General features: G+C 56.5%; 21 protein-coding genes, 1 tRNA gene and 1 riboswitch. Of the genes, 4 read left to right on the top strand and 18 right to left on the bottom strand.

Annotation, left to right across the window (positions count from 1 at the left end):
* The 10 genes from Q0K07_RS02610 to Q0K07_RS02565 all read right to left on the bottom strand — a co-directional run.
* Nucleotides 1-383 (bottom strand): rhamnan synthesis F family protein (locus Q0K07_RS02610; protein ID WP_294555997.1); only part of this gene is annotated, 383 nt, incomplete at its 3' end.
* 102 nt (nucleotides 384-485) lie between these two features.
* On the bottom strand, nucleotides 486-2,393 hold the full coding sequence (locus Q0K07_RS02605; RefSeq protein ID WP_294555995.1) for a rhamnan synthesis F family protein: 1,908 nt from the start codon (nucleotides 2,391-2,393) through the stop codon (nucleotides 486-488).
* Between the two features lie 3 nt (nucleotides 2,394-2,396).
* Nucleotides 2,397-3,410: a dTDP-glucose 4,6-dehydratase gene (rfbB, locus tag Q0K07_RS02600; RefSeq protein ID WP_294555992.1), complete on the bottom strand. Its 1,014-nt coding sequence runs from the start codon at nucleotides 3,408-3,410 to the stop codon at nucleotides 2,397-2,399.
* A 22-nt stretch (nucleotides 3,411-3,432) separates the two neighbouring features.
* The gene (locus Q0K07_RS02595; RefSeq protein ID WP_294555989.1) at nucleotides 3,433-4,725 is read right to left on the bottom strand and encodes a UDP-glucose/GDP-mannose dehydrogenase family protein; all 1,293 of its coding nucleotides are present in this window, start codon (nucleotides 4,723-4,725) and stop codon (nucleotides 3,433-3,435) included.
* A 165-nt stretch (nucleotides 4,726-4,890) separates the two neighbouring features.
* Entirely contained in the window at nucleotides 4,891-7,203 is a 2,313-nt protein-coding gene (locus tag Q0K07_RS02590; RefSeq protein ID WP_294555986.1) for a glycosyltransferase, read from the bottom strand.
* Between the two features lie 86 nt (nucleotides 7,204-7,289).
* Nucleotides 7,290-8,120, bottom strand: coding sequence for a dTDP-4-dehydrorhamnose reductase (gene rfbD, locus Q0K07_RS02585; protein WP_294555983.1), 831 nt, complete (start codon nucleotides 8,118-8,120; stop codon nucleotides 7,290-7,292).
* A complete protein-coding gene (rfbC, locus tag Q0K07_RS02580; protein WP_294555979.1) occupies nucleotides 8,111-8,659 on the bottom strand; it encodes a dTDP-4-dehydrorhamnose 3,5-epimerase in 549 nt (182 codons plus the stop codon). The genes rfbD and rfbC overlap by 10 nt, the downstream gene beginning before the upstream one ends.
* The gene (gene rfbA, locus Q0K07_RS02575) at nucleotides 8,646-9,533 is read right to left on the bottom strand and encodes a glucose-1-phosphate thymidylyltransferase RfbA (RefSeq protein WP_294555976.1); all 888 of its coding nucleotides are present in this window, start codon (nucleotides 9,531-9,533) and stop codon (nucleotides 8,646-8,648) included. Before rfbA ends, rfbC begins: the two co-directional genes overlap by 14 nt.
* A gap of 1,518 nt (nucleotides 9,534-11,051) precedes the next feature.
* Nucleotides 11,052-11,138: transfer RNA gene (locus Q0K07_RS02570), tRNA-Leu, on the bottom strand.
* A gap of 66 nt (nucleotides 11,139-11,204) precedes the next feature.
* A complete protein-coding gene (locus Q0K07_RS02565) occupies nucleotides 11,205-12,158 on the bottom strand; it encodes an ABC transporter ATP-binding protein (protein ID WP_294555974.1) in 954 nt (317 codons plus the stop codon).
* Between the two features lie 289 nt (nucleotides 12,159-12,447).
* Between Q0K07_RS02565 and Q0K07_RS02560 the strand changes: the two genes are divergently transcribed.
* Both Q0K07_RS02560 and feoB read left to right on the top strand, forming a co-directional pair.
* Nucleotides 12,448-12,681 carry a FeoA family protein gene (locus Q0K07_RS02560; protein ID WP_077072415.1) on the top strand — a complete coding sequence of 78 codons (234 nt, stop codon included), beginning with the start codon at nucleotides 12,448-12,450 and terminating at the stop codon, nucleotides 12,679-12,681.
* Nucleotides 12,681-14,900 carry a ferrous iron transport protein B gene (gene feoB / locus Q0K07_RS02555; RefSeq protein ID WP_294555972.1) on the top strand — a complete coding sequence of 740 codons (2,220 nt, stop codon included), beginning with the start codon at nucleotides 12,681-12,683 and terminating at the stop codon, nucleotides 14,898-14,900. Before Q0K07_RS02560 ends, feoB begins: the two co-directional genes overlap by 1 nt.
* 351 nt (nucleotides 14,901-15,251) lie before the next feature.
* On the opposite strand, the gene Q0K07_RS02550 is transcribed toward feoB, so the two are convergent.
* Nucleotides 15,252-16,082 carry an Mrp/NBP35 family ATP-binding protein gene (locus Q0K07_RS02550; protein WP_294555970.1) on the bottom strand — a complete coding sequence of 277 codons (831 nt, stop codon included), beginning with the start codon at nucleotides 16,080-16,082 and terminating at the stop codon, nucleotides 15,252-15,254.
* 321 nt (nucleotides 16,083-16,403) lie between these two features.
* Between Q0K07_RS02550 and Q0K07_RS02545 the strand changes: the two genes are divergently transcribed.
* Complete coding sequence (locus Q0K07_RS02545) at nucleotides 16,404-16,682, top strand: hypothetical protein (protein ID WP_294555968.1); 279 nt, start codon at nucleotides 16,404-16,406, stop codon at nucleotides 16,680-16,682.
* 286 nt (nucleotides 16,683-16,968) lie between these two features.
* On the opposite strand, the gene thiE is transcribed toward Q0K07_RS02545, so the two are convergent.
* The 7 genes from thiE to Q0K07_RS02510 form a co-directional block, all read right to left on the bottom strand.
* A complete protein-coding gene (gene thiE / locus Q0K07_RS02540; RefSeq protein WP_294555966.1) occupies nucleotides 16,969-17,604 on the bottom strand; it encodes a thiamine phosphate synthase in 636 nt (211 codons plus the stop codon).
* 10 nt (nucleotides 17,605-17,614) lie between these two features.
* Nucleotides 17,615-18,235 (bottom strand): sulfur carrier protein ThiS adenylyltransferase ThiF, encoded by a 621-nt coding sequence (gene thiF, locus Q0K07_RS02535; protein WP_294555964.1) that lies wholly within the window; start codon nucleotides 18,233-18,235, stop codon nucleotides 17,615-17,617.
* On the bottom strand, nucleotides 18,223-19,374 hold the full coding sequence (gene thiH, locus Q0K07_RS02530) for a 2-iminoacetate synthase ThiH (RefSeq protein WP_294555962.1): 1,152 nt from the start codon (nucleotides 19,372-19,374) through the stop codon (nucleotides 18,223-18,225). The genes thiF and thiH overlap by 13 nt, the downstream gene beginning before the upstream one ends.
* A gap of 217 nt (nucleotides 19,375-19,591) precedes the next feature.
* Nucleotides 19,592-20,359, bottom strand: a complete 768-nt coding sequence (locus tag Q0K07_RS02525; RefSeq protein WP_294555960.1) for a thiazole synthase — start codon at nucleotides 20,357-20,359, stop codon at nucleotides 19,592-19,594.
* Between the two features lies 1 nt (nucleotide 20,360).
* Nucleotides 20,361-20,585: a sulfur carrier protein ThiS gene (gene thiS, locus Q0K07_RS02520; protein WP_294555958.1), complete on the bottom strand. Its 225-nt coding sequence runs from the start codon at nucleotides 20,583-20,585 to the stop codon at nucleotides 20,361-20,363.
* Between the two features lie 34 nt (nucleotides 20,586-20,619).
* Nucleotides 20,620-20,724: riboswitch (TPP riboswitch) on the bottom strand.
* 10 nt (nucleotides 20,725-20,734) lie between these two features.
* Nucleotides 20,735-22,126 carry a Na+/H+ antiporter NhaC family protein gene (locus Q0K07_RS02515; protein WP_294555956.1) on the bottom strand — a complete coding sequence of 464 codons (1,392 nt, stop codon included), beginning with the start codon at nucleotides 22,124-22,126 and terminating at the stop codon, nucleotides 20,735-20,737.
* A gap of 28 nt (nucleotides 22,127-22,154) precedes the next feature.
* Nucleotides 22,155-22,970, bottom strand: coding sequence for an LpxI family protein (locus Q0K07_RS02510; RefSeq protein ID WP_294555954.1), 816 nt, complete (start codon nucleotides 22,968-22,970; stop codon nucleotides 22,155-22,157).
* Between the two features lie 282 nt (nucleotides 22,971-23,252).
* On the opposite strand from Q0K07_RS02510, the gene Q0K07_RS02505 reads away from it, so the two are divergent.
* Nucleotides 23,253-25,193, top strand: a complete 1,941-nt coding sequence (locus Q0K07_RS02505) for an aconitate hydratase (protein WP_294555952.1) — start codon at nucleotides 23,253-23,255, stop codon at nucleotides 25,191-25,193.
* Nucleotides 25,194-25,196 lie beyond the last annotated feature (3 nt).

The raw sequence follows: 25,196 nt of genomic DNA, 5'->3' as shown, positions 1-25,196 counted from the left end.
TTTTCCGGTACTTCCGGCTGCCGGTTGATGCCCCAGAAATCGCATTCCCGCCCTTCCATGGCCCGGAACATTTCGGAGAAAGGATACATGGGGCCGTAACAGGACGAGTTGCAGAGAATAAGCTCATCGTACCGGGAAAGCGTCTCCCATCCTGTGCGGGCAAGGGCCGCCTGCCATGCCGCAAAGTCGATTCCCCTGTTTTCGCGGACAAAAAAGTCCACACCCAGCGCCTCAAGGCGCTTTTTTCCCTCTCCGGACAGCGTGCCGTTGACAATGACCACCACATCCCGCGCCACCTCAGAAAGTCCCCTGAGGTAATACGCAACATGGTCATGCACGTCCCCGTTCCGTTCCCAGAACACATAAAGAGCGAGGCGGTTCATGCGATTCCCAGCCCTGTTCTCATGCCGATTCCCCGCATTCATGCCGCCGGAGGATCCGCCTGTTCCGGCTTCCCCTCCGTTTTCGTGAGTACCCTGCACGGATCAATCTTCCTGCTGCCGTTTCCATTTCTTGAGGAACTTATATTTCTTCTTGTAATGACTGCGTATACTGCCGAATGTTATTTTTGAAAGCACTTTATATTTATAATAGGTAATCTTATTGAATTTCCTATCGACAAGGAAGGAAAATTTGTCATGAATATCCCTGTCGAGCGTTTCAACCATACCCGTCCAGTTATTGAATTCATAAAGTTTATACAGGCGCTTATTGTATTCACGCATCATATAGGATAAATTGTTCATATACAGAGATGCATGAATGTCGGGAGAACACCAGGCCGTATAGTAGCCTTCATCCTGCACCGCAAGAGGGTATATCCGTTCCATACCATGGGAAATGGTGGAATCCACGGGAAGCGGCTCGTCGGGGAAATCCTCATACTTCCAGTCGTGGCGGAACATGGCCGCAAGGGCCGCCCCTCTGGCCCAGAAATACGCCCCGAAGGGCGCCACGGGGGTATCATCCATGGGGCAGGAAAGGGAAAGCATCTCACAGGCCTCCGTCATCGACTTCCTGTTACGGAAGGATTCCGCCCCCAGCGTGCAGAAATCCCCATAATACACCGTGGGCGGGACAAGCAGTCCGCAGAACGGTTCCTTATGGAAAAGTTCTATGATATTGCGCATATAATCTTTACTGTGCAGGCAGCATTCCATGCAGTGATAGCCGAAGTCCTCCGCCATGATCTGGCAGGAGAGCTGCTTCGACTTCTTGTCGTGAACACAGCAGACAAGTTCATGGTTCTGCAGAATATCCCGGCCGGTGACAAGGTAGGCCGACACGTCCCTTCCCCGGTTGGGCTTGAGGCGGTATTCCACGTTGCGGAAGGGAAGTTTCGCCATTTCCTCCCGGTAGGCATCCAGCGTGTCTTCCCGGGATGAAATGATGCAGATATGCGCATCCTCGGGCATGGAGGCGATGTAGCGGCACATGAAGGCGCACAGATCGGGATAGTAGGCAAAGCACAGAAGCGCCGTATCTGTTTTTTCTTCCGTCTTCTCCGAAAGCTCCGAAGGCAGAATGTAGTTGAGGTGCAGGGCGTCCTTCACTTCAGAAAATTTCTGTGTGGCGAGCAGATCCTGCCAGATGAAGGCCTCGGGATAGCCGGTGCGCTCCTTCAGCAGGCGGAAGACGTCTCTTGCCACATGCCCCATGCACCTGCGTATCCACCATCGCGGGTCATGCACGAAAAGCTTTCGCTGTATCAGCGGCATCCGGTCTGACACAAGCATTTTGTCCGCATAAAGAAGCGTGACATTGTCATCAGGCGCAAGATCAAAATATTTTTTCATGTCCACAAGGCAGGACGACGTATAGCCTGCGGACTCAAGGTATTCCGTAAAGGTTACTTCAGGATGATCAACCTCCTCCACAAAGCCCTTTGCGGGATCAAGTTCTTCCCACCAGCGGCGGAAATGCTCACCGGAGAGGACTTTTTTGCGGAACACCATAAAAAAAGACTGGATATGCTCTTTAATACTGCGTTCCGGGTCATCCGAAAGGAGACGTCGTGCTGTTTTCGGGTGCCGGGCCATGCCCCAGAAGTCGCATTCACGCGCTTCCATGGTCCGGAACGCTTCGGAAAAGGGATACACCGGTCCATAGCAGGATGAGTTGCAGAGAATAAGCTCATCGTACAGGGAAAGCTTATCCCATCCGATATCCTCAAGCGCAGCCTTCCACGCCGCAAAGTCCAGCCCTTCATTCTCCCTGACGAGAATGTCTGCGCCGAGTTCTTCCAGCTTCTTTCTGCCTTCGGCGGACAGCTTCCCGTTGACAATGACGATGATATCCTGCGCAACTTCCTTCAGGGCGTTCAGATAATACGTTACATAGTCACGGACTATGCCGTCTTTTTCCCAGAATACATAAAGAGCGAGGCGGTTCATGAACTATCCCAGCTTTTCCAGATACCACTCCACAGTCTTCACAATGCCGGAATCAAAGTTTTCATCCGGTTTCCACCCCAGTTCCGTGACGATTTTGGTGGGGTCGATGGCGTAGCGCCTGTCGTGTCCCGGGCGGTCGGCCACAAAGGTCATGAGCTCTTCGTACTTTGCGCCGTTGGCGCGGGGCCGCATTTCGTCGAGAATGCCGCACACCTTGTGCAGAATCTGGAGATTGTCGCGCTCGTTGTGGCCGCCTATATTGTAGGTTTCGCCGCTTCTGCCCTTGTGGAAGATGAGGTCGATGGCCTTGCAGTGGTCGAGCACATAGAGCCAGTCGCGGATGTTCGCGCCGTTGCCGTACACGGGGATGGGCTGCCCGACAAGGCACTTTGAGATGATGACTGGAATGAACTTTTCAAAGTGCTGTTTGGGGCCGTAGTTGTTGGAGCAGTTGGACGTGGTCACGTTCATGCCGTAGGTGTGGTGATAGGCGCGCACGATGAAATCCGAACCCGCCTTGCTCGCGGAATAGGGGGAGTTGGGCGCATAGGGCGTGGTTTCGGCAAAGAATCCGGTTTCACCCAGGGTGCCGTACACCTCATCCGTGGAAATGTGGTGGAAGCGTGCGTTCTCATAGCCCGCCTTCACCTTGCCCGGGGCCTCCATCCAGTGGCGGCGCGCGGTTTCAATAAGGGTGAAGGTGCCCATAAGGTTGGTTTCCATGAAGGCGCGGGGGCCCTTGATGGAGTTGTCCACATGGCTTTCCGCCGCAAAATGAACAACGCCCCTGATGTCGTATTCGGTGAACAGCTTCTCAACAAGCGCCTCGTCGCAGATATCCCCCTGCACAAAGGTATAGTTGGGCAGGCCCTCGCATTCCTTCAGGTTGTCGAGATTGCCCGCGTAGGTGAGCTTGTCGAGATTGATGATGTGATAATCCGGGTACTTTTCGCAGAAGTACGGTACAAAGTTGGATCCGATGAATCCGGCTCCGCCGGTGACGAGAATGGAGGTCATGACTTATCCTGTTGAATTAACATTATCGGCCGATACTGTAATATTCCACGCCGCTTTCCGCCATTTTTTCAGGCTTCCAGATGTTGCGGCCATCAAATACCAGCGCATTCTTCATCCATGACTTGAACATGCCCGGCTCAAGAGATGCAATTTCCGGCCATTCCGTAAAAATGAAGCAGGCATCAGCATCGGTTAACGCTTCTTTCACCGACGCGCAATAGGTGACTTCCGAAGGATACTTTTTGCGGAAATGGGGAATGCCCGCCGGATCATAGGCATACACGTCCGCCCCCGCTTCAAGAAGCAGCGGAATATTCACCAGCGACGGGGCTTCGCGCAGATCATCCGTTCCCGGCTTGAAGGTCAGTCCCAGCACGGCCACCTTCAGCCCCTGCAGCGTCAGCAGTCTTTCCCTGGCCTTCTGGAAAAGGCGGAGTTTCTGCTTCCTGTTGATCTGTATGGCCGCGTCCACGGTCTTGAGTTCGTAATGCAGGGAATTGGCAAGAGAAAACAGTGCACTGGTATCCTTGGGGAAGCAGCTGCCGCCGTACCCTATGCCCGCATGCAAAAACTTTTCACCGATGCGTGAGTCATACTTCATGCCTTCCACCACATCATCGATGCTGGCGCCGACAAGTTCGCATAAGTTTGCAATATCGTTGATATAGGAAATCTTGAGTGCCAGAAAGCCGTTGGAGGCGTATTTGATCATTTCCGCACTGCGGCGGCTGACGGAGACTATGGGCAGCCCGAAAGGTTCATAAATCTCTCTCAACACGGCCTCCGCTTCGGCAGACTCTGTCCCTATGACGATGCGTGCGGCCTTGAGGGTGTCGTGCACGGCCGTTCCCTGAGCCAGAAATTCGGGATTGGACGCCACTTCTATCTTCACGGGATGTTTCTGAAAGTCGTGCAGAAAACGCTCCACCTTGTCATTGGTGCCGACCGGAACCGTGGATTTGATCACGACAAGGCAGTCCTGCTCCACACTTTCCGCAATCTGCCTGCAGACATCGGACAAATAGCTGAGGTTTGCGCTGCCGTCCGCCATTTCCGGCGTCCCCACACCGATGAAAATGGCATCGGCATGAGCGTAGGCGGAACGGTAATCCGAGGTATAGTGCAAACGTCCCGCCGCATTGTTGTTGCGCATCAGCTCCTCAAGATCATTCTCATAAATGGGGGAGTGCCCCTGGCGCATGAGTTCGAGCTTTGCTTCATCAATATCCACACAGGTGACATGATGTCCTTTCTCCGCAAGACATACCCCGGAGACAAGGCCAACATAACCGGTACCTGCAATTGCAATATTCATCCAATCTTTCTCCTGCCAATTTCAATGAATGACATATCTATATATTTATTATAGGTATCTCCATAATTACACTTTTCATCATGTTTTTTTATTTTTATTTTTTTGTTTATTATGCCTTCTATAAATGTAATAAATTCATCATGATTTTTTGCTATGTATATATTATTACTGTTGTATATACCGTTTACGTCTGTTGAAACTACAGGTATATTGAAAAAAGTCATACATCATGACTTTCAACGGGTTCATATAGTACGATATATCATCATTTTTGTGAGGAATTATCAAAATATCACAATATTCGATAAGGCGGATAAGTCGTTCTTCATTTAATGGTCCATAATAAATAACATTGTTATATTTTAAAATTTTATACAAATCACTTTGTGAATTGTTTGCAACACCAACAATATGTATTTTTGAATTTTTAAAGACTTCAGCTGTTTTAATAAACAGGTCCCAGTCAATACGGTCATTCATATTTCCTGAATAGATAATATTTATACAGTCATGTTTCTTTGGACTGTATTCTTTATACCATGTATACCAATTTTGTATAAGTACACTCTTATCTTGCCTGTCCGACAGGAAAAGTTTGTTGAAATAATCCATATTATATTTAGAATTGAATATATTCAAGCTTGATAAGCTGAATACTTCTTTGTAATATTGACTTTTTATATCATATTTTTCTTTATCCCACATAAGATTATTGTCTACAATATCAGCTATGGTATGATACATACTGACAATTTTTAATATTCTCTGGTCGGGTATTATGGGAAATATAATCATACATGTGTTTAAAACAGACAACTCGTTATTATGTATGAATTTAACAAATTCCTTATTTATATCATCATTCTCATAAAAAATGGATATATATTCCACACCATTTTGAATATAGGTATTATATTTTTTTTGTAATAAGCTGTATTTTAAATTTGCATCGGAGTCCATATTTAAAAGTTCTGAATTTAAATTTACATAAACTTGATGAGAAGCTATCTCTAATACGATAACACGGCAATTTTTATTATGATACTTGTATGTGCGGGCTATTTGATCAATTCTTCTTCCATACAGCCCGGCATCAAATTGTTTCCAAATTAATACAAGGTTTTGTTGTTTATGCTGAATATTATTTTCACGAAGCGAAAGCATGCTGTCGGAATTTGATGCAGCTTTTTCAGCATTACAAAATATCTCATAGCCCCTTTCCAGGGTAAACTCATAAGGCATGGGATATATTTTTTTTGCTTTGGAGATATGATATATAATAGATTCAAAATTGTCCTCATCATATATAAAAATGCCATCTATATCTTTAATATCTGCCACTGATGGACTGTCTGGAACCAGTACTGGTATGCCTGCAGCAAGAGCATCACCAATTTTTGATGATATCTGATAATGGGAAACTGTCGATTCCTCCGGTCCTCCTGTTATGGATGCATCCATCGATGAAATAATAGTATAGAGCTCTTCTCTTGAAATGAGCCTATTTTCTATAGTAATATTTTTGTTTTCTTTAATCGTTTGTAATGTCTCTTCGTCGATATCTCCATAAATGTGTAATTTAATTTGTAAGTCATTATTTGTATTGAATGTGTGAATGATTCGTATCATCCCAAGAATGTCTTTATGCTTTCTGACCGTTCCCGCAAAGCATATATGAAAAAAATTATCTGTATTTCTATTAAGTGTAATATTTTGTTTTTTTCTTGCGTGTCTGCATATAAGACCACCGAATTTTTCTTTAAGTGTACAACTTGAAACTGTTTTAGAGTGTATATTTTGAGTTAACTCATTACAAATATTTTTAGATATTGTACTATAAATGTAGTTATAATTGTCATTATCATAAAATAATTCTTCAAAATCATCTATATCAAGAATAAATTTTGTATTATTATTTGATAAATTCGACGCAAGTATAAGACTTGGCAAACGATTCTTTGATATCCATACGGTTTTAAAGGTAATGTTGAATAAATTTAATATATTGAAATATATATTTCTTTCACTCCATGGAATAATAAAAATATGACTTTTTCCATCGTCTATGGGGGACCAGATTTTTTCACCAAAAGATCCCATGGAGAACGCAAATAACACTACGGGGCGTCCTGCATTTTCCAATATATCATAAAGAACTTTTGCTCTTCCAATCGGATTATGACAGCCTTCCCAGCAGGCAATGGCAACTGAATCTTCAGATTCAGATATGTCTTTTATCATATTTATATTATCTATAAAAATATCTAAATTATCTTTTTCATTTGATGAAAAGGGCATTTTTCTTATAATGTTTTTTACACGACCTTCTTTTTTTCCATATTTAACATAGTGCTCCCATGGATCTGTTCCTGACTTTTCAACATCAGGATAAAGGCATAGATAACCTTCAGGAAAAAAATTTTTGGAAAATATCATTTTATGTAATTTCCAGTAATATTTTTTTATATATTTATTCATACTCAATACTCCTGTATTGGCATATTGAAAGTTATAAGGTCAGACTTTTATGAAAGGATATTGTTACATCATAGATGGTAATTTTTTTAATTTTCTATGATTCGGACACACCTTTTCAGTCCGTCTCTCCAGTGAGGGATGGTGAGGCCGAAATCCTGCCTGATTTTCGCCTTGTTGAGCACGCTGTAGGCCGGACGCACGGCACGGGTGGGGTATGCCGAACTTTCGATGGGGCGCACGGCGCAGGCAAGGTGCGATTCTTCCATGATGGCCACGGCGAAATCGTACCAGCTGGTCACGCCCTCGTTGCTGAAGTGATACACTTCCTTCATGCCGGGCCTGATCTGCGGCAGCATGGAGACAATGGCCGCGGCAAGATCCGCCGCATAGGTGGGGGTACCCGCCTGATCGAACACCACGCCGAGGCTCTCGCGTTCCGCGCCCAGGCGGCGCATGGTCTTCACGAAATTTGCCCCGAAGGAGGAGTAGAGCCACGAGGTGCGGATGACGACGGCGCATTCGGCCCCGGCAAGCACGGCGTTTTCCCCGGCAAGCTTGGTTCTGCCGTATACGGAAACCGGATTCGGGGCATCCTTTTCCGTATAGGGGCGGCAGGAGGTGCCGTCGAACACATAATCCGTGGAAATCTGTACGATGCGGCGGCCGTAGCGCGCAAGGTACAGGGGGCCGAGCGAGTTCACCTTCTCCGCCGCCTCTGTGTCGTCCTCGGCCTTGTCCACCGCCGTGTAGGCCGCGCAGTTGATGACGAAATCGAAGCTGTTTCCGGCAAAAAAGGCCTTCACCGCCTCTTCATCCGTGATGTCGAGTTCCCCGTGCCCGACATACACGGCCTCTTCGCCCAGAAGAAGCCTCAGTTCACTGCCGAGCTGGCCGCCGGCTCCGGTAACTAGAAACATGTTTCAAACTCCGAGAAATACGGGTGCTGCTTATCCTTTTCCGAAGTGAGGGCCTTTGCCATGTCGATACGCCAGTCGATGGCAAGGGTGGGGTCGTCAAAGCGGATGCCGCCTTCGGATTCCCTGCAATAGAGGTTGTCGCACTTGTAGGCGAACACCGCCGTTTCACTCAGCACGGAAAAGCCGTGGGCAAAGCCGCGCGGAATCATGAGCTGGCGGTTGTTTTCCGCAGAAAGCTCCACGGCCACATGCTGCCCGTAGGTGGGAGAGGCGCGGCGAAGGTCCACGGCCACATCGAGCACCACCCCTTCCAGCACGCGCACCAGCTTGGCCTGGGCGTGTTCGCCCTTCTGAAAATGCAGACCACGCACCGTACCGTAGGAGGACTTTGACTGATTGTCCTGCACGAAGTCGTAGAAAAGCCCGGCCGCCTCAAAGGCCGCCTTGCTGTAGCTTTCAAAAAAATAACCGCGATTGTCGGTGAAGACGCGGGGTTCTATGATGAAGACGCCCTCAAGGGCCGTTTTAATAAAGTTCATGGCTTTCCTCGAACACTTTGACGCAGTACTCGCGGTACGCGCCTTTTTTCATGGAGTTGATGAGACGTTTCATGCCCGCGTCGTCGATGAAGCCCTTGCGGTAGGCGATTTCCTCCACGCAGGCGATCTTGAGGCCCTGGCGCTTTTCAATGACCTGCATGAAGTGCGTGGCGTCGGCCAGAGAATCGGGCGTGCCCGCGTCCAGCCACACGATGCCGCGGCCCATGGGCACCACGCTCATGCGGCCTTCCTTCAGGTACATGTTGTTGAGGTCGGTGATTTCCAGCTCCCCGCGCGCCGAAGGCTCAAGGGTGGCCGCCTTGCCGCACACGTCCCCGGGGTAGAAGTAAAGGCCCACGGAAGCGTAGTTGGACTTGGGATGTTCGGGCTTTTCCTCAATGCTCAGGGCGCGGCGGTTCTCGTCGAATTCCACCACGCCGAAGCGTTCGGGATCGGAAACATGGTAGGCGAAAATGGTGGCCCGCACCCCCGTGTTCTGCTTCACCGCGCGGCGGTACACCTTCATCTGATCGCCCATGTAGAAGATGTTGTCGCCGAGAATGAGGCACACGTCCTCATCCCCCACGAAATCCGCCCCCAGGGTGAAGGCCTGGGCTATGCCCTTCGGTTCCGGCTGCACCTTGTAGGAAAGCTTCAGCCCCAGCTGCGAACCGTCGCCTAAGAGCGCCTCGATGTTCGGCGTGTCCTGCGGCGTGGAAATGATGAGAATCTCCCGGATGTCGAAGAGCATCAGCGTGGAGAGCGGGTAATAGATCATGGGCTTGTCATAAACGGGCAGAAGCTGCTTGGAGGTGATCCTTGTAAGCGGATAGAGCCTTGTGCCGCTGCCGCCTGCGAGAAGTATGCCTTTCATGACGGGTCCTTGTGTACGGTTGAATGACGTTGTCTATGCGTCGGAGTTTCAGGCCGGTAAGGTCCATGATGCTGCGCAGTTCCGGTCTGCCGTTTGTTTTTGCGCAGAAGGTTTCGTGTATAGGTGAAGGGATGCGGACCGGTTGCCGTTTGCAGAGGAGAAAGGAGAGGGGACATTCTTGTATTCTGGAAGATTACAGATGCGCTTCATGGCCCCGTTGTTGAGCGGAATGAGGCGGCTGCACTCCGTGCAGGTGCTGCTTGCGGCAAGAATGCCGTATCTCAGACTCACGTTTTCCCGGCGGGCATGCAGAATTTCCGACTTGGCCGTACCTGTGCGCAGAAGCAGATGGATGGCCTGGGCGCTGGGCCTTATGCCGTATTTCTCCGGAAGGCGGGTGAACGTGCAGGCTTCTTCCGGGCTGAGCATCCTGCGTTGTTTTTCTCCGGGGAAGGCGGCGTTTCTGAAGGTTTCCCCATCGGGAAGGACATGCCGGCACACGGCGCAGTTCCGGATGTCTTTCACCGGCCAGAAAATGCGGCAGCAGGAGACGGAAAGCTCCGTCACGTTCAGCGTGAAGAGTCGGTTTCTGTGCTTGTTTTCCTTGATAACCGCAGGGGGGAGGGCATCCAGACAGGGCAGAACATGCGAGCAAAGGTGCCGTCCGTCCGTATTCCAGCGGCGCTTATGTCTGCGGATAAGGAAATTTCCGGACAGAAGCGGGGAGCCGGAGATCATGCCGCTGAGATCATGTTGTTGTTCCGTCATGATGCTTCTGTCCCCCGGTGTCGAAGAAGAGTGCTTTCCTGTCACAGGAAATAGTGTCAGTCGTTAGTCTGAGCTATATTAGGGAATCCTTGAAAATTCCAGTAAAAAATGCTTTGTCTTTAAAATCCATCCGTTCAAAAAGTACATTTTTTTGATATGTTACGAATGATTCTGTATTTTTGTCAATCGGTGTTTTTTGCAGAAATGAGCGCATGTTTTTCTGCTTTCCGGGGAAAAAGAATGCCCGGGACATCATGCCGCTTCCGATGCTCCGGGAAAGAGAGCTCTTCATGTCGGACGGCGTGGGGCAGGGGAGTGCCTCCGGTGCGGGCATGCGGAAGGAGGGGCTGCACGGAATTATTCCGGAAGGCGTGTTCCTGCGCAGGGCCCGGACGTGCCGCAGAAACATGTATCCGGGAGCATGTGCAGAGTGCGGGAGCGGCGTGCCCTCGGGGGCCGGGATGGAGAGCGCGGGGAAAACACGTCCCGGTCATTGCTTTTGAGAGGGAGCGGGATTCAGGCCTGCCTGAAAAGCAGAGAAACAGCCGTGAGGGGAGGGGAGAGGCTGTAAAAGGCGGCGTCTTTCTTTTTAAAAAGGCACGGCGGAAAAGATACGCGGAAAACAACAGCCGCAGAAAGCATTGTGTGAGCTCGGAAGCGCCGTGCCCTGCAGCGACGCAGGAAAGAAGTACCGATAAGGAAGAGACGAAAAAAGGGTCATGGTAAAAACCATGACCCTTGCTTTCTTACTGGTGCCGAAGAAGAGACTCGAACTCTTACTCCCGAACGGGAACTAGACCCTGAACCTAGCGTGTCTACCAATTTCACCACTTCGGCGCAGGAATGTTCTTAGTAAATTTGCCTCCCTTTGGCAAGCATTTTTTTTCGTTTAACGTAAATTTTTTATGCAAGGGGTTTCCAGCAGCGGACAAGATGCCCTTCGCCCATGCTCTGAAGGGGCGGCGTGGTCAGGCATTCAGGGGAAGCATGGGGGCAGCGCGGACGGAAGGCGCAGCCCTCCGGCAGTTCCGAAGGCAGGGGCACCATGCCGGGAATGGAGGGGAGGCGGCTGCTGTCGTGATTGCCCACCAGCGGCGCGCAGGCCATGAGTCCTTCGGAATAGGGATGAAGGGGGCGCTCGAAAAAGGCGTTTACCGGGGCCTGTTCCACCAGTTCCCCGGCGTACATGACGGCCACGTCGTCCGCAGCTTCCGCCACCACGCCGAGATCGTGGGTGATGAGCAGCACGCCCATGTCGCGTTCCCGGGCCAGGCGGCCGAGAAGCCGCAGAATCTGCCCCTGTATGGTGATGTCCAGTGCGGTGGTGGGTTCGTCGGCCAGAAGCAGCTTCGGCGAACAGGCCAGAGCCATGGCGATCATCACTCTCTGGCGCATGCCTCCGGAAAACTGATGCGGGTAGTCGGAGAGGCGGCGGTGAGGATCGGGAATGCCCACAAGAGCCATGAGCTCCGCAGCCTTCTCCAGAGCCTCGCGGTGGCTGAGCTTCTGATGGATCTCCAGAGGTTCCGCGATCTGCCCGCCTATGCGGAGTACGGGGTTCAGGGAGGTCATGGGCTCCTGGAAGATCATGGAGATGTCGCGCCCGCGTCTGCCGCGCATGGCTTTTTCGTCAAGCTTCAGCAGGTCTTCCCCGGCAAAGAGAAGGGAACCGGAAACAATGCGGCCGGGTTCCGGCACCAGACGCATGAGAGAGAATGCCGTCATGCTTTTGCCTGAGCCGGATTCGCCCACCAGACAGAGCGTGCGTCCTTTAAAAAGACGGAAGCTGAGGTCGCGGACCACGGGAACATTGCCGAAGGAAACGGTAAGATGCTGGACGTCGAGCAGGGGAAGCATGGAAATCTGCCTGTGGCGGTAGGAGGAAGCAGGGATTTTTACAGGGAACGGGGGCTGTTGGAAACAACGGCCCGACTATGCCACAGCTTGCCTTCCGGGGCAAGAACGGGCGGGCATGATTTGACAAGGCCGCCATTGGGGAGGTAGCTTGTTGCAACGCATCAGTGTCGGGACATTCAGTGAACAGGCGGGCTTCAGGCTGGAGCCTGCAGAACAGAGCGGACTTTCTCCGCGCGGCCCTGAACTCCCGATGCGAGGAGCTGAACCTCAGCATTTTAAGGATGTTTCCATGAGCATACCTCTTCGTTCTCTTCCCGTGGGTCGCAAGGCACGCATCGCCTCCGTACTGGCCGACGGGGAACTGGGCCGCCGCATCCGCGACATGGGACTGGTGACCGGAGCCGAAGTGGAAGTGATCGGCCGCGCCCCTCTGCGCGATCCGGTCGCTCTCCGTCTTCCCGGTTTTACCTTGAGCCTGCGCAACAACGAGGCTGATTTCATTCTGGTGGAGACTGACGACTGATGTCTTACTTCCATCATTCTGATGAAGGGCTGACGCACAGCGGCATGCCCACTCTGGCGCTCGCCGGAAATCCCAATTCAGGAAAGACCACATCGTTCAACGCCCTCACCGGCGCCCGTCAGCATGTGGGCAACTACCCCGGCATTACCGTGGAGCAGAAGGAAGGCATAGCCCACTGCGACGGGGAATCCATACGCATCATCGATCTGCCCGGTGCCTATTCTCTTACCGCCTATACTCAGGAAGAGCGGGTGGCAAGGCGCGTCATCGGCAGGGAAAGGCCCCTGGCCGTCATGGCGCTGCTCAATGCCGGGGCGCTGGAGCGCAACCTTTACCTTGCCGTGCAGCTTATGGAAATGGGCGTGCCCGTATCCATAGGCCTGAACATGATGGACGAGGCCCGCGCCATGGGCATGAGCATCGACGTGCCCACCCTTTCTCAGAGGCTCGGCGTTCCCGTTGTGGAAACCGTGGCCCGCACGGGCGAAGGGCTGCAGGAGTATCTGCGCGAAACCCTGGCCTTCAGCCGTTCCAAGGAAGGGCAGCCGTGGAAGCCGCTGCATATTTCCTACGGCCCGGACCTGGATCCGGTGCTGAATCATCTGACGGAATCCCTGGACGAGGAGGGCGTGGGCTGCGCTCCCTATCCCACGCGCTGGCTGGCGCTGAAGCTTCTGGAAAACGATGAGGAAATCCTTTCCGAACTGAGTCACGACAAGCCCGACGTCATGGCCCATGTCAAGGAACATCTCGACGAAGTGGAAGCCCACCTCAAGGCCACGCTGGGCACCAGCGCCGAAGCCATCATTGCCGACTACCGCTACGGCTACATCAGTTCCCTTCTGCGCGGCGTGCTCACGCGGCGCGACGACATTGCCCAGCGCATGGATCTTTCCGACCGGGCCGACCATATTCTGACCCACCAGTTTCTCGGCCCGCTCATCATGCTCGGCATCATGTATCTCATGTACCGCATCACCTTCACCCTGGGCGAAGTGCCCATGCAGTGGGTGGAGGCTCTTTTCGGCTGGCTGCGCGATGTGGTGGACGCGGGCATGGCCGACGGCGTGCTGAAATCCATGATCACGTCGGGCATCATCGACGGGGTGGGCGGCGTCATGTGCTTCGTGCCCCTCATCCTGCTCATCTTCATGCAGATCGCCATTCTGGAAGACTCCGGCTACATGGCCCGCATGGCCTATATGCTGGACCGCATCTTCCGTATCTTCGGCCTGCACGGCGCTTCCGTGGTGCCCTACATCCTGGGCGGCGGCATTGCCGGCGGCTGCGCCGTGCCCGGCATCATGGCCGCGCGCACCCTGCGCAGCCCGCGTGAGAAGCTTGCCACGCTGCTTACCGTGCCCTTCATGGCCTGCGGGGCGAAACTGCCCGTATTCATCGTGTTTGCCGGTGTGTTCTTCCCCGGAAACGAGGCCCTTGTCATGTTCGGCCTTACCCTCACGGGCTGGGTGGTGGCCATGCTGGCGGCGCGCGTTCTGCGTTCCTCCTTCATCAAGGGGCCGGCCACGCCCTTTGTCATGGAACTGCCTCCCTACCGCATGCCTACCCTGCAGGGCATGATCATTCATGCCGGGGAACGGACCTGGGAGTACCTGAAAAAGGCCGGTACCGTCATTCTCGCCATATCCATCGTGGTGTGGGCGGCCATGACCTATCCGGGCCTGCCCGAAGACAGGGTGCAGAACCACGAGCTCACGCTGCGTGAGCTTCAGCAGCAGCTGGATGCCGCTCCTGCCGGATCGGAACTTCAGCGTACGCTGGAAGAAGCCGTCCGCGGGGAAAACGGGCGCTTCAGCGAAGAAATGCTGCGCCATACCGTGGCAGGCCGCATAGGCGCCGCCATGGAACCGGTGAGCCGTTATGCGGGCTTCAGCTGGGAAGCCAACATCTCCCTTCTGGGCGGCCTTGCCGCCAAGGAAGTCATTGTGACGACGCTCGGCACGGCCTATTCCCTTTATGATACGGAGGAGGATTCCACCACGCTCGCCCAGTTCATCGCCCGGGACGACAACTGGAGCATTCCTTCCGTGGTTTCCTTCCTGCTGTTCGTGCTGCTGTATGCGCCGTGCTTCGTGAGCCTTGCCACCATACGCATGGAAACGGGCTCCGTGAAATGGGCGCTGTTCAGCTTTGCCTTCAATACCTGCGTGGCCATGCTGGTGGCCACCACGACCTATCAGATTCTTTCCCGCTGGTAGGAGCAGTCTGTACCGGAAAAAACGCCCTTTCCCTGCGGGGGAAGGGCGTTTTTTTGTGCTCCGGTCTGCCGGAAGGGACGTGCGTTTGTTGCATGTTCCCGGTGTGCGCCCGGTATGCCTTTTTCGGGGAAAAGATGCCGGAGGCGCGGGGCTTATTTTTCCTGCGTTCCTGAGGCGGGGCTGCTGCCAACATGCCCCGGCGTTTTTCAGGTGCCGGTTGCAGGATAAAAAAAAAGAGCGGGGTGCGTACCCCGCTCTTTATGTGTCTGCCGCGCGCTGCCCGGTGCAGAGAAAGATCTGCGCCGGGGCGACGGAAGCGCCGCCCTTTCCGAGGGATGGACGGCGGCCTGGTTACAGGCTGCTGATGGCGTCGGCCAGATCGTCCAGCCAGGGGCTGTCCACCGCTTCAATGGCGCCCTGGTCGCAGGAACGGGCGATGGCAGGATCAATGGGCAGGCGCGCCGTGTGCTTGATGCCGTACTGGGCGGCGATTTCTTCCAGACGGCTTTCACCGAAGATGAAATGACGCTTGCCGCAGTCCGGGCATTCAAAATAGGACATGTTTTCCACAAGGCCGATGACGGGGATGTTCAGACCGTCCAGCCGGGCCATGTTCACGGCCTTTTCCACGATCATGGAAACGAGTTCCTGCGGCGAGGTCACAATGACGATGCCGTCGATGGGCAGGGACTGATAGACGGTGAGGGGCACGTCGCCGGTTCCGGGAGGCATGTCCACGAACATGTAATCCACGTTGTTCCAGATGACTTCCGACCAGAACTGGGTCACCACGTTGGCGATGACGGGGCCGCGCCAGACCACGGGATCGGTGTCGTGCTCAAGCAGCAGGTTCATGGAGGCGATGTCCACGCCGGTGGCGGAGCGCACGGGGTTCAGGCCGAGCTGCGTGCCCGACATGCGTCTGGTGACGCCGAAGAGGCGCGGAATGGAAGGGCCGGTGATGTCGGCGTCGAGCACGGCGGCATGGGAGCCGCGACGCTGCATCTTGGAGGCGAGCAGGCCGGTGACCAGGGATTTACCCACGCCGCCCTTGCCGCTCACCACGCCGATGACCTTCTTTATGGTGGAGAACTTGTGAGGCTTCACCTTCATGTCGGCAGGTTCGGTGCGTTCCGCGCAGTCCTGGCCGCAGCTGCCGCACTTGTGATCGCAATCGCTCATAATAAGACTTCCTTTGTTCTCCGGCGGACGGTCGCCGGTAATGTACGTTCTTTTCCTATAGTGCTTTCCCCGGCCTCTGACAAGTCGGCGGGCGATTTGCCGCTGTGCGGAAAGGCGGCAGGGCAGAGGGAAAAGGAAATTCCGCCTTGACGGCCGTTTTCCGCCGGGGCTAAGGTTGCGGGCAAAGGATAATCCCGCGTTTTTTAAAGAAACAGGCCGTTTTTCCTGGCGTTTTCAGAGACGGGGAAACGTGCGCTTTTTCTGACGGGAGAAAAGCTCCCGCACGGGGCGGGAAAGCATGGAAAAAGTGAAGGATGAGTCATGACCAGATTTGAATTTCATGATGCCGCAGGCAACGTGCACCCTTTCGACACCCGTGCCGAAGCGGAGGCCTTCGCCCGCGCCTGCGGGTATGTGTTTGTGACCAGCCGCAGCGTCATGGAAGGTTCGGATGCCAGAATTTCCTATTATCTCGCCCCGTCCGACGTGCCGGAAGGCGTGAAGGACGAGAATGCGCTCTTTACCATTCTTCTTTCCCGGTATCAGGAATGGCAGGAGCCGCGCATCATGCCCGTGATGGACGCGGACTGGGCAAAGTAGGGCCTTTCTGCAGCAGAGCGCTGCGGAGAGAGTCCGCCCGGCATCGTGACGCGCTGTATTTCAGGCCTGCACGGGCCATGGCGGAGGAGCCGGGCATGCCGGAAGAGGCCGGAGGGGACGTGTCTTTTGTGCCGCGCGCAGGCGCTCCTGGAGATCGTCGCGGAAACGGCACGCAGGGCCGGGAAGCCTGTTTTTCTGCCGGGTATGCTGATCATGGCGTCATGCCGGAAAAGCGGGGTATGGGAACATGCCCCGCTTTTTTCGGTAGGACGGCGGAAGTTCGGGATCAGGCGTGCATGGCCGCACGCACGGCCCGCACTTTGGCGGCAATGTCCGGTGCGCCCACCAGTTCGGAAACCAGGGCGCAGCAGCGGGCGCCGCGCGCGGCCACTTCGCCGATATTGTGTTCCTTGATGCCGCCTATGGCCACGAAGGGCAGGCTGATGTTGGCCGCCACCCATTCCAGGTAGGAAAATCCCACCGGGGCGCACACGTCTTCCTTGGTCTGCGTGGCGAAGATGGGGCCCACGCCTATGTAGTCGGCTCCGGCGAGCACGGCAGCCTTTGCCTGAGCGGGGCTGTGCGTGGAAAGACCGATGATTTTATCCGGCCCGAGCAGGCGGCGCACTTCGGGAACGGGCAGATCCTCCTGTCCCACATGGACGCCGTCGGCATCGACCAGCATGGCGATGTCGATATGGTCGTTGACGATGAAGGCGGCTCCGGCCTCCAGGGTGAGGCGGCGCAGTATGCGGCATTCTTCCAGCATGCGCCCGGCATGGGCGTGCTTTTCGCGGTACTGCACTATTTTCACACCTGCCGAAAGCAGGGCGCGGGCCTGTTCCTCCACGCTTCTGCCGAGGGCAAGGCGGGAATCGGTAAGGGCATAGAGATCGGTTTCTCCGGGAAGTATGCGGGGCATGGCGGTATCCTTAAAGCAGTTCTTTCATGGTTCCGGTAAGCAGCCATTCCAGCGCGGCGTCGGCCTGCATGGCGGCGCACTGCATGACGCGCGGCGCAAGCGGCGGAAGTTCGGCGACATCGGAGCGGAAATCTCCCACCACGGTCATGCCGCCCATGAGGCGGCGCTTCATGGCGAATCCGCCGACGCCGCCCATGCCCGAGGCGCAGATGACGGGCTTTGCCGCACTCAGGGCGCAGGTGGCGAAAAGAGCCTTGGTTTCCGGCCCGTCCAGGGCTTCTATCCAGAGCTCGGCCCCGGCAAGCAGGGGGGCAATATTGGTTCTATCCAGCCAGACGGCGTGCGTTTCCACGTTCATGCCGGGGTTCAGGGCAAGAAGCTGCTCTGCCAGAGCTTCCACCTTGAGGCGGCCCACATGGACGGGAAAGTAGTGCTGCCGGTTGAGGTTGGAAGGTTCCACCCTGTCGCCGTCGATGACAAGAAGCGTTCCCACGCCGGAGCGGGCAAGCATCATGGCCACGTTGGAGCCGAGGCCTCCGGCCCCGGCAATACCCACACGGGCATGCCGGAGCCGGGACCTCTGCGTTTCGCTCAGCGAGGAGAGCACCTCATCCATGGCTAGAAGTCGCACGCTTCCCAGTCCTTGGCCACGGCCTGATAGCCCAGGGCGGCGAGGTCGCGGACCATTTCCGGCACGGAGCGGTGGTCGGAAATGTCGAACTGACCGGAGTTTTCCGCTTCCACCACGCGGCCGCCCACAGCCGTGGACACGCCTGCGGAAACGCGCGTCACGCCTATGGGCACGATGTGGTTGCGCATGTAGGCGCTTTCCCTGCTGGAAACCGTGATGCCGCAGCGCGGCAGGAAGCAGCGCAGCGCCGTGATGTACTGCACGAACTGCCTGTCGTTCACGGCGTGCTTCACTTCAAAGCTGCCTTCATGAGGGCACATGCGCGGTACGGAAAGGCTCACGTCCACACCGGGGAAGTGCTTCTGCAGCCACCAGGCGTGCAGGCCCGTGCAGAAGGCGTCGTGTATGAATTCGTCAAGCCCCATGAGCGCCCCGATTCCCACGCCGTGCAGCCCGGCCCTGGCGGCGCGGGCAGGCGTGTTCAGCCGCCACAGAAAGTCGTGCTTGGGGCCTGCCGGATGCAGCCATTCATAAAGTTCCCTGTTGTAGGTTTCCTGGAACATGGTCATGCTGTCCACGCCGTTCTGCAGCAGCAGGCGGTATTCCTCCAGCGTGAGGGAGTAGACCTCCACCCCCACGGAAGCAAAGCGCGGCTTGATGCGCGCGGCCACTTCCGCAATGTATTCGGGGGAGGCAATGTGGCGTGCGTCTCCGGTGAGCAGCAGAATGTGCGCGATGCCCGCGTCGGCCAGAGCGAAGGCTTCGGCCGCGGCTTCCTCCACGGTGAGGTGGCGGCGCTTCTGATGGTTGTCGGCATTGAAGCCGCAGTAACGGCAGTGGTTCGTGCAGATGTCGGAAATGTACAGCGGCGAGAAGATATTGACGGCACGGCCGAAGAAACGGAGCGTGATTTCCCGGGAGCGGCGGGCCATCTGTTCAAGAAAGGGTTCGGCGGCGGGGGAAAGCAGCGCCATGAAATCTTTCGGGCTCAGCACGTCTTTTTCCAGTGCGGCGAGCACGTCGTGCGTTGTGGCGGCTGCGGCAAGCGCTGCGCGGCGTTCCCGCGGCCATTCGGCCAGACATTCATCGAAATGCGCCTCTCCCGGCGCAAAGTGATCAGCCAGAACAGGATGATTCATAGCATAATGCCCTTATGGTGCAGCCCGGGCGTTTTTAAGGAAAAGGGAACGTCCGCCTGCACCTTCTGGATGGTGAAGGAAGAATGCGGAAAGAGCCCCCCCGGCAGAGGGGCGGAACATATCTCCCGGCAGGGAGAAGAAGGGGCGCGGTCTCTGCCCGCAGGAAGCGGGAAGTTTTTCCGGGGCCTTCGGCACACGGCAGAAGGCCCCGGAAAAATCAGCGCAGAAAGCCCGTGAGCGGAGAGGAAGCCACCGCTTCGCCGTGACTTACGGCCCCTGCTCCGGCAAGGTAGGCCGCACGGCCCGCTTCCACGGCGCGGCGGAAGGCCATGGCCATGGTCACGGGATCGTCGGAAGAGGCGATGCCGGTATTGACCAGGCAGGCGGCGGCGCCCATTTCCATGGCTTCGCAGGCCTGGGAAGGACGGCCGATGCCCGCATCCACCACGATGGGAAGCTCTATTTCCTCAATGAGAATGCCGATCATTTCCCTGGTGCGCAGGCCGCGGTTGGTGCCTATGGGCGCGCCGAGAGGCATGACGGCGGCGGCGCCGGCGTTCACGCAGGCGCGCGCCACATAAAGATCGGGGTTGATGTAGGGAAGAACGGTGAAGCCTTCCTTGGCCAGAATTTCCGTGGCTTTCGCGGTTTCATACCCGTCGGGCAGAAGGTGGCGCGTATCGGAAATGACTTCGATTTTGATCCAGTCGCCGCAGCCTGCGGCGCGGGCCAGCCGGGCGAGGCGCACGGCTTCTTCCGCATTGCGCGCGCCGGAAGTGTTGGGCAGAAGGCGCATGGAGGAGGGGATATGCCCCATGACGCCGGTGCCGCCTCTGTCCACGCGGCGCATGGCCACGGTGATGACCTGCGAGGCGCTGGCCTCGCATACGGCCGGAATGAGGGCGTCGTCGCTGTATTTTCCGGTACCGATGAACAGGCGGCTGTCCAGTTCCACGCCGCCGATGACAAGCTTGTCCTGCTGCATGTTAACCTCCTCCCACAAAGTGCAGGAGCTCCAGGCTGTCGCCCGGGTTGAGACGAACGGCAGCGAAGTTGTCTCTGGCAACGATGTCGCGGTTGAGCTCGGCGACCACGATGTCGGGGTTGAGCCCCCGTTCGCGGATGAGGTCGAGCAGGGTGAGGCCTTCGGTGATCTCTTCTGTTTCGCCGTTGACGGTGATGCGCATGGAAACCTCGCTGAAGATAAACAAAAAACGTCCGCCGGAAGGGCGGACGTGAGGTTTCTGCAAGGAAACCATGCTTCCCTTCGGCAGTACTGACTGCATCAGGTTCCAAGGGTCAGAGGCATGATCCTCTTTCTCAGCCGTAAAGGCTCCCCTAGCTGGCGGACGAGATTTTTTTAATCCCGGTGATGTTTTTTTGCAAGAAGAAACTGAAAAAGCGGTCTCGGGCAGGACTGATGCACGTCGCGGGAGCGCAGGCACCAGTACAGGGGCACCATCCATAAATACAGGGCGAAGGGAATGATTTCCGGCCCCTGCTGCAGGGTGAGTCCGCACATGGAGAAGGCTATGCTCCACGGCAGCACGGCGGAAAGCAGCACCACGCTGTTTTCCAGGTACATGGCCATTTCGCGGCGGTTGTGCTGGGCATGGGCGCAGAGCTGACGGGTGAGAATGATGGAAAGGGTCTGGTTGCAGGAAAGGCCCGTGGTCAGCAGCCCCACCAGCGCCGTGGCCCGGAAGGCTCCTGTGCGCCGGGCGAGGCGCTCGATCATGTACTCGAAGCTGTCCAGAAGGCCCGACTTTTCAAACAGCGCGGAATAGGAGGAGGAAAGGGCCACGATGGCGGCCACGCCCGCCATGGAGATGATGCCCCCGCCGTTGAGCATGGCGAGTTCCTCCAGCGGCGCTTCATAGCCGAGGACCATGGCGGAGAGCAGGGCGGAAAACGACGCGTCCTGAAAGATGAGCGCCGCAAGGGAGGCGGCCACGATGCTTGTGGCCATGGCGATTTTCACGTCGATGCGCAGAAGGCCGAAAATGAGGATGACAAGCGCGGGCAGCACCACCATGAAGTGGAAGCGGAAATGCTCGCGCAGGGCATCCGTCGCGCCTTCGGGCATGACGTGTTCCGGCCCCAGCAGGGAAAGGAGCGCATAGCCTGCACATGTCAGGAGAAAGGGCAGGGCGCCGTTTCGCATCATTCGCTTGAAATTGCCGTAGATGTCGGTATGGGTGAGCGCGCAGATGAGCGCCGCGCTGGAGGACATGGGGGAACAGCGGTCACCCACATAAATGCCGCTCAGAATGGCGCCGCCCACCAGCACCTCGTTGAAGCCCGCCGTATGGGCCATGAGCATGCATACCACGCCGAGCGTGCTCACGGTGCCGAAGGCCGTGCCGATGAGCGTGCTCAGCGTGGCGCACAGAAGAAAGCTCCAGAGCACGAAGAAGGTGGGATTGATGAGGGAAAGCGCCCAGTCGATGAGCAGGGGGATGGTGCCGCTTATGCGCCATACGCCGGTGAGTATGCCGATGAGCGTGAAGATGGTGAGAATGTTTGCAATGCGGCGCACGCCCTGAAAGAGCAGCCTGACGATGACGGGGAGAGAAAAGCCCACGCTGAAGGCATAGCCTGAGAAGCACAGAAGGCCGAAGCCGAGGGCCCAGAGCAGGGAAATGCCCCAGAGTATGCAGCAGACGAGGCCGGAAACGAAGAGCGTGAGCGTGACGATCTGGCCGCGCGTGACGCGGCCTGCCCTGGAGGGGGAAGGCATGGCGTGTCTCATGAGAAAGCCCCCTTGCGGGGGCGTTTTTTCAGGCGAAGTCGTCGGGAAGGGCCACTACGGCAAGACCGTGTTCATCGGCCAGGGCGAGGGCTTCCTCCCTGTCGAAGAACAGTGTTTTTCCCGCCTGTATGGCCAGTGCGGCATAATGGTGTTCCACCAGGTTGCGTATGGTGGCAAGGCCCACGGAAGGCAGGTCCACCCGTTCATCCTGCCCGGGCTTCACCATTTTGATGGCGATGCAGCCGTCGCCGCCGAGTTCTCCGCCGCGTCTGATGGTGGCGTCGGTGCCTTCCAGACATTCCACGGCCATGACCATGCCTTCGCGCACGATGAGGCACTGGCCTATGTCGAAGGAACCCATGGAACGGGCGATGGGCCAGCCGTAACGGATGTCCTTCCATTCCGCATCGGTGGGGGAGCGGCGGGTGAGCGTGCCTTCGGGCGCGCGCAGGCCGGGGGCGAGGTCGGCCGAGGCGACAATGCGTATGCCGTCTTTTTCAATATCGGCCATGATGGCGCGAAGCAGTGAGTCATCTCCTTTTTTCTTCAGGGAAAAGAGGAGCTTTGCGGCTCTCCAGTCGGGCCTGAAGTCCAGGGCCTTGGGCTTGCTGATGGAACCGGCCATGCAGGCCCTTGTCACATGATGTTCCTTGAAGAAGTCGACCATGCGGTTCAGCTGCCCCAGATGGAGCATTTCGAACACGTCGGCATACTGCCCGGTGGAAGGGTCGGTATGCCCCTGAAATCCGCAGATGATCACGCCGAGGCCGGCGGCCCGGGCCTCCTGTGCCACAAGGCGGGGAAACTGCCCGCCGCCCGCGATGATGCCGATGTTTTCTGCCATGGGAACTCCGAAGGAAAAATCGCAGGCAGTATAAGCTTATCGTGCCGTCTCTGCAACCGCACGTTTCCGGCGCTGTTCTGCGCCTGCGCCCGGAGGAAGAGGCCCGGAGCCATATCCGCGCTTGCCCTCCGGGCATTATGTTTGTATAAATGAACCTTTCAAGCGCCCCGCCTCTTCGCCTTGAGCATTCGCACAAGGTGAAGAGGCGGGAACAGTGCGGCCTTTTTTTGTGAATTGCCGTAGAAGACGCGCCGCTTACGCCGGCCGGAAAGGTTTTTTGCCATGAATATCGCTCACAAGATCATCAGCGCCCATCTTCTGGAAGGGGAAATGATCCCCGGAAAGGAAATCGGGCTTCGTGTGGATCAGACGCTCACCCAGGACGCCACGGGCACCATGGCCTGGCTTCAGTTTGAAGCGCTGGGCCTGCCTTCCGTGCGTACCGAGCTTTCGGTAAGCTATGTGGACCACAATACCCTGCAGATGGGCTTCCGCAACCCCGACGATCACCGTTTCCTGCGTACCTGCGCCCAGCGTTTCGGCGCCGTGTATTCCGCGCCGGGCACCGGTATCTGCCATCAGCTCCATCTGGAAAATTTCGCCCGCCCCGGGCGCATTCTTCTCGGTTCCGACAGTCACACCCCCAATGCGGGCGGCATGGGCTGCCTTGCCATGGGCGCGGGCGGCCTTTCCGTGGCCCTTGCCATGGCCGGGGAACCTTATTCCATTCCCATGCCCAGAGTGGTGAAGGTGCATCTCACCGGCCGCCTTCAGGGCTGGGCGCAGGCCAAGGACGTGATCCTGCACATGCTCTCCCGCCTGAGCGTCAAGGGCGGGGTGGGACGCATCTTTGAATACTGCGGTCCGGGCGTGGCCACGCTTTCCGTGCCCGAACGCGCCACCATCACCAACATGGGCGCGGAACTCGGCGCCACGGGGTCGCTCTTCCCCTCCGATGAACGCACCCGGGAATTTCTCCGCCAGATGGGCCGTGAACAGGACTGGGAACCGCTTTGTGCCGACGAAGGCTCGCAGTACGACGAGGAAATGGAAGTGGATCTTTCCTCCATCGTGCCCCTTGCGGCAAGGCCTCACATGCCCGACAGAGTCGTTCCCGTGGCGGAACTCGACGGCCTGAAGGTCGATCAGGTGGCCATGGGTTCCTGCACCAACTCTTCCTACGCCGATCTGCACCTGGTGGCGGAAACCATGCGAGGCCGCAGAGTCTGCCCGACCACGGACACCTGCATGGCTCCCGGTTCCCGTCAGGTGCTTGCCATGCTCACGGAGGAAGGTTCGCTCACCGCGCTTCTGGAAAGCGGCGTGAGGCTTCTGGAATGCGCCTGCGGTCCGTGCATCGGCATGGGCAGCTCGCCCGTTTCCGGCGGCGTGTCCGTGCGTACCTTCAACCGCAATTTCGAGGGCCGCAGCGGCACGCGCGACGCGCAGGTCTATCTGGTCAGCCCGGTCACGGCGGCCCAGTGCGCCCTGAACGGCCGCTTCACCGATCCGGCCACCTGGGGCGAGGCTCCGGCTCATCCCGATTTTCCCGCCCATATTCCCGGCGGACGGCATCATTTCCTGTTCCCTGCGGAAACGGAAGAGGAACGCGCCGGCGTGGAGATTCTGCGCGGCCCGAACATCGTGGCGCTGGAAACCTTTGAGGCCCTGCCCGGCAATCTCACCGGCGAGGTCACGCTCAAGGTGGGCGACGGCATCACCACCGACCACATCATGCCCGCAGGCGCCGAAATCACCGCTCTGCGTTCCAATGTGCCCGCCATTGCCCGCTATGTGTTCAGCCGTACGGATGAAGGCTTCGTGGCCCGGCAGGACAAGGTGAAGGCGGCAGGGCTGGCCGGCGTCATCGTGGCCGGGGAAAACTACGGCCAGGGGTCCAGCCGCGAGCATGCGGCGCTTGCCCCCCGTCATCTGGGCGTGCGCGCCGTGCTTGCCAAGTCGTTCGCGCGCATCCACAGAGCCAATCTCATCAATTTCGGCATTCTTCCGCTCATTTTTGTGAACGGAGAGGATTATGAACGCGTAGCGCTCGGCGCCGCCGTGCGTCTGGATACCTCTTCCATGACGGCGGGCGGGGAGGCCGTGCTCTTTGTCGAAGGCGCGGGCGAGGTGGCCGTGCGCAACGACCTTTCCGAAAAGGAATGGGCCGTGCTTCAGGCCGGCGGCCTGCTCAACGCCGTCCGTGCCCGTCGCGCCGGGTGATAT

The organism is uncultured Mailhella sp. (genome assembly GCF_944324615.1).
Lineage (GTDB): Bacteria > Desulfobacterota > Desulfovibrionia > Desulfovibrionales > Desulfovibrionaceae > Mailhella.
This window is presented reverse-complemented; position numbering and strand designations above follow the sequence as displayed.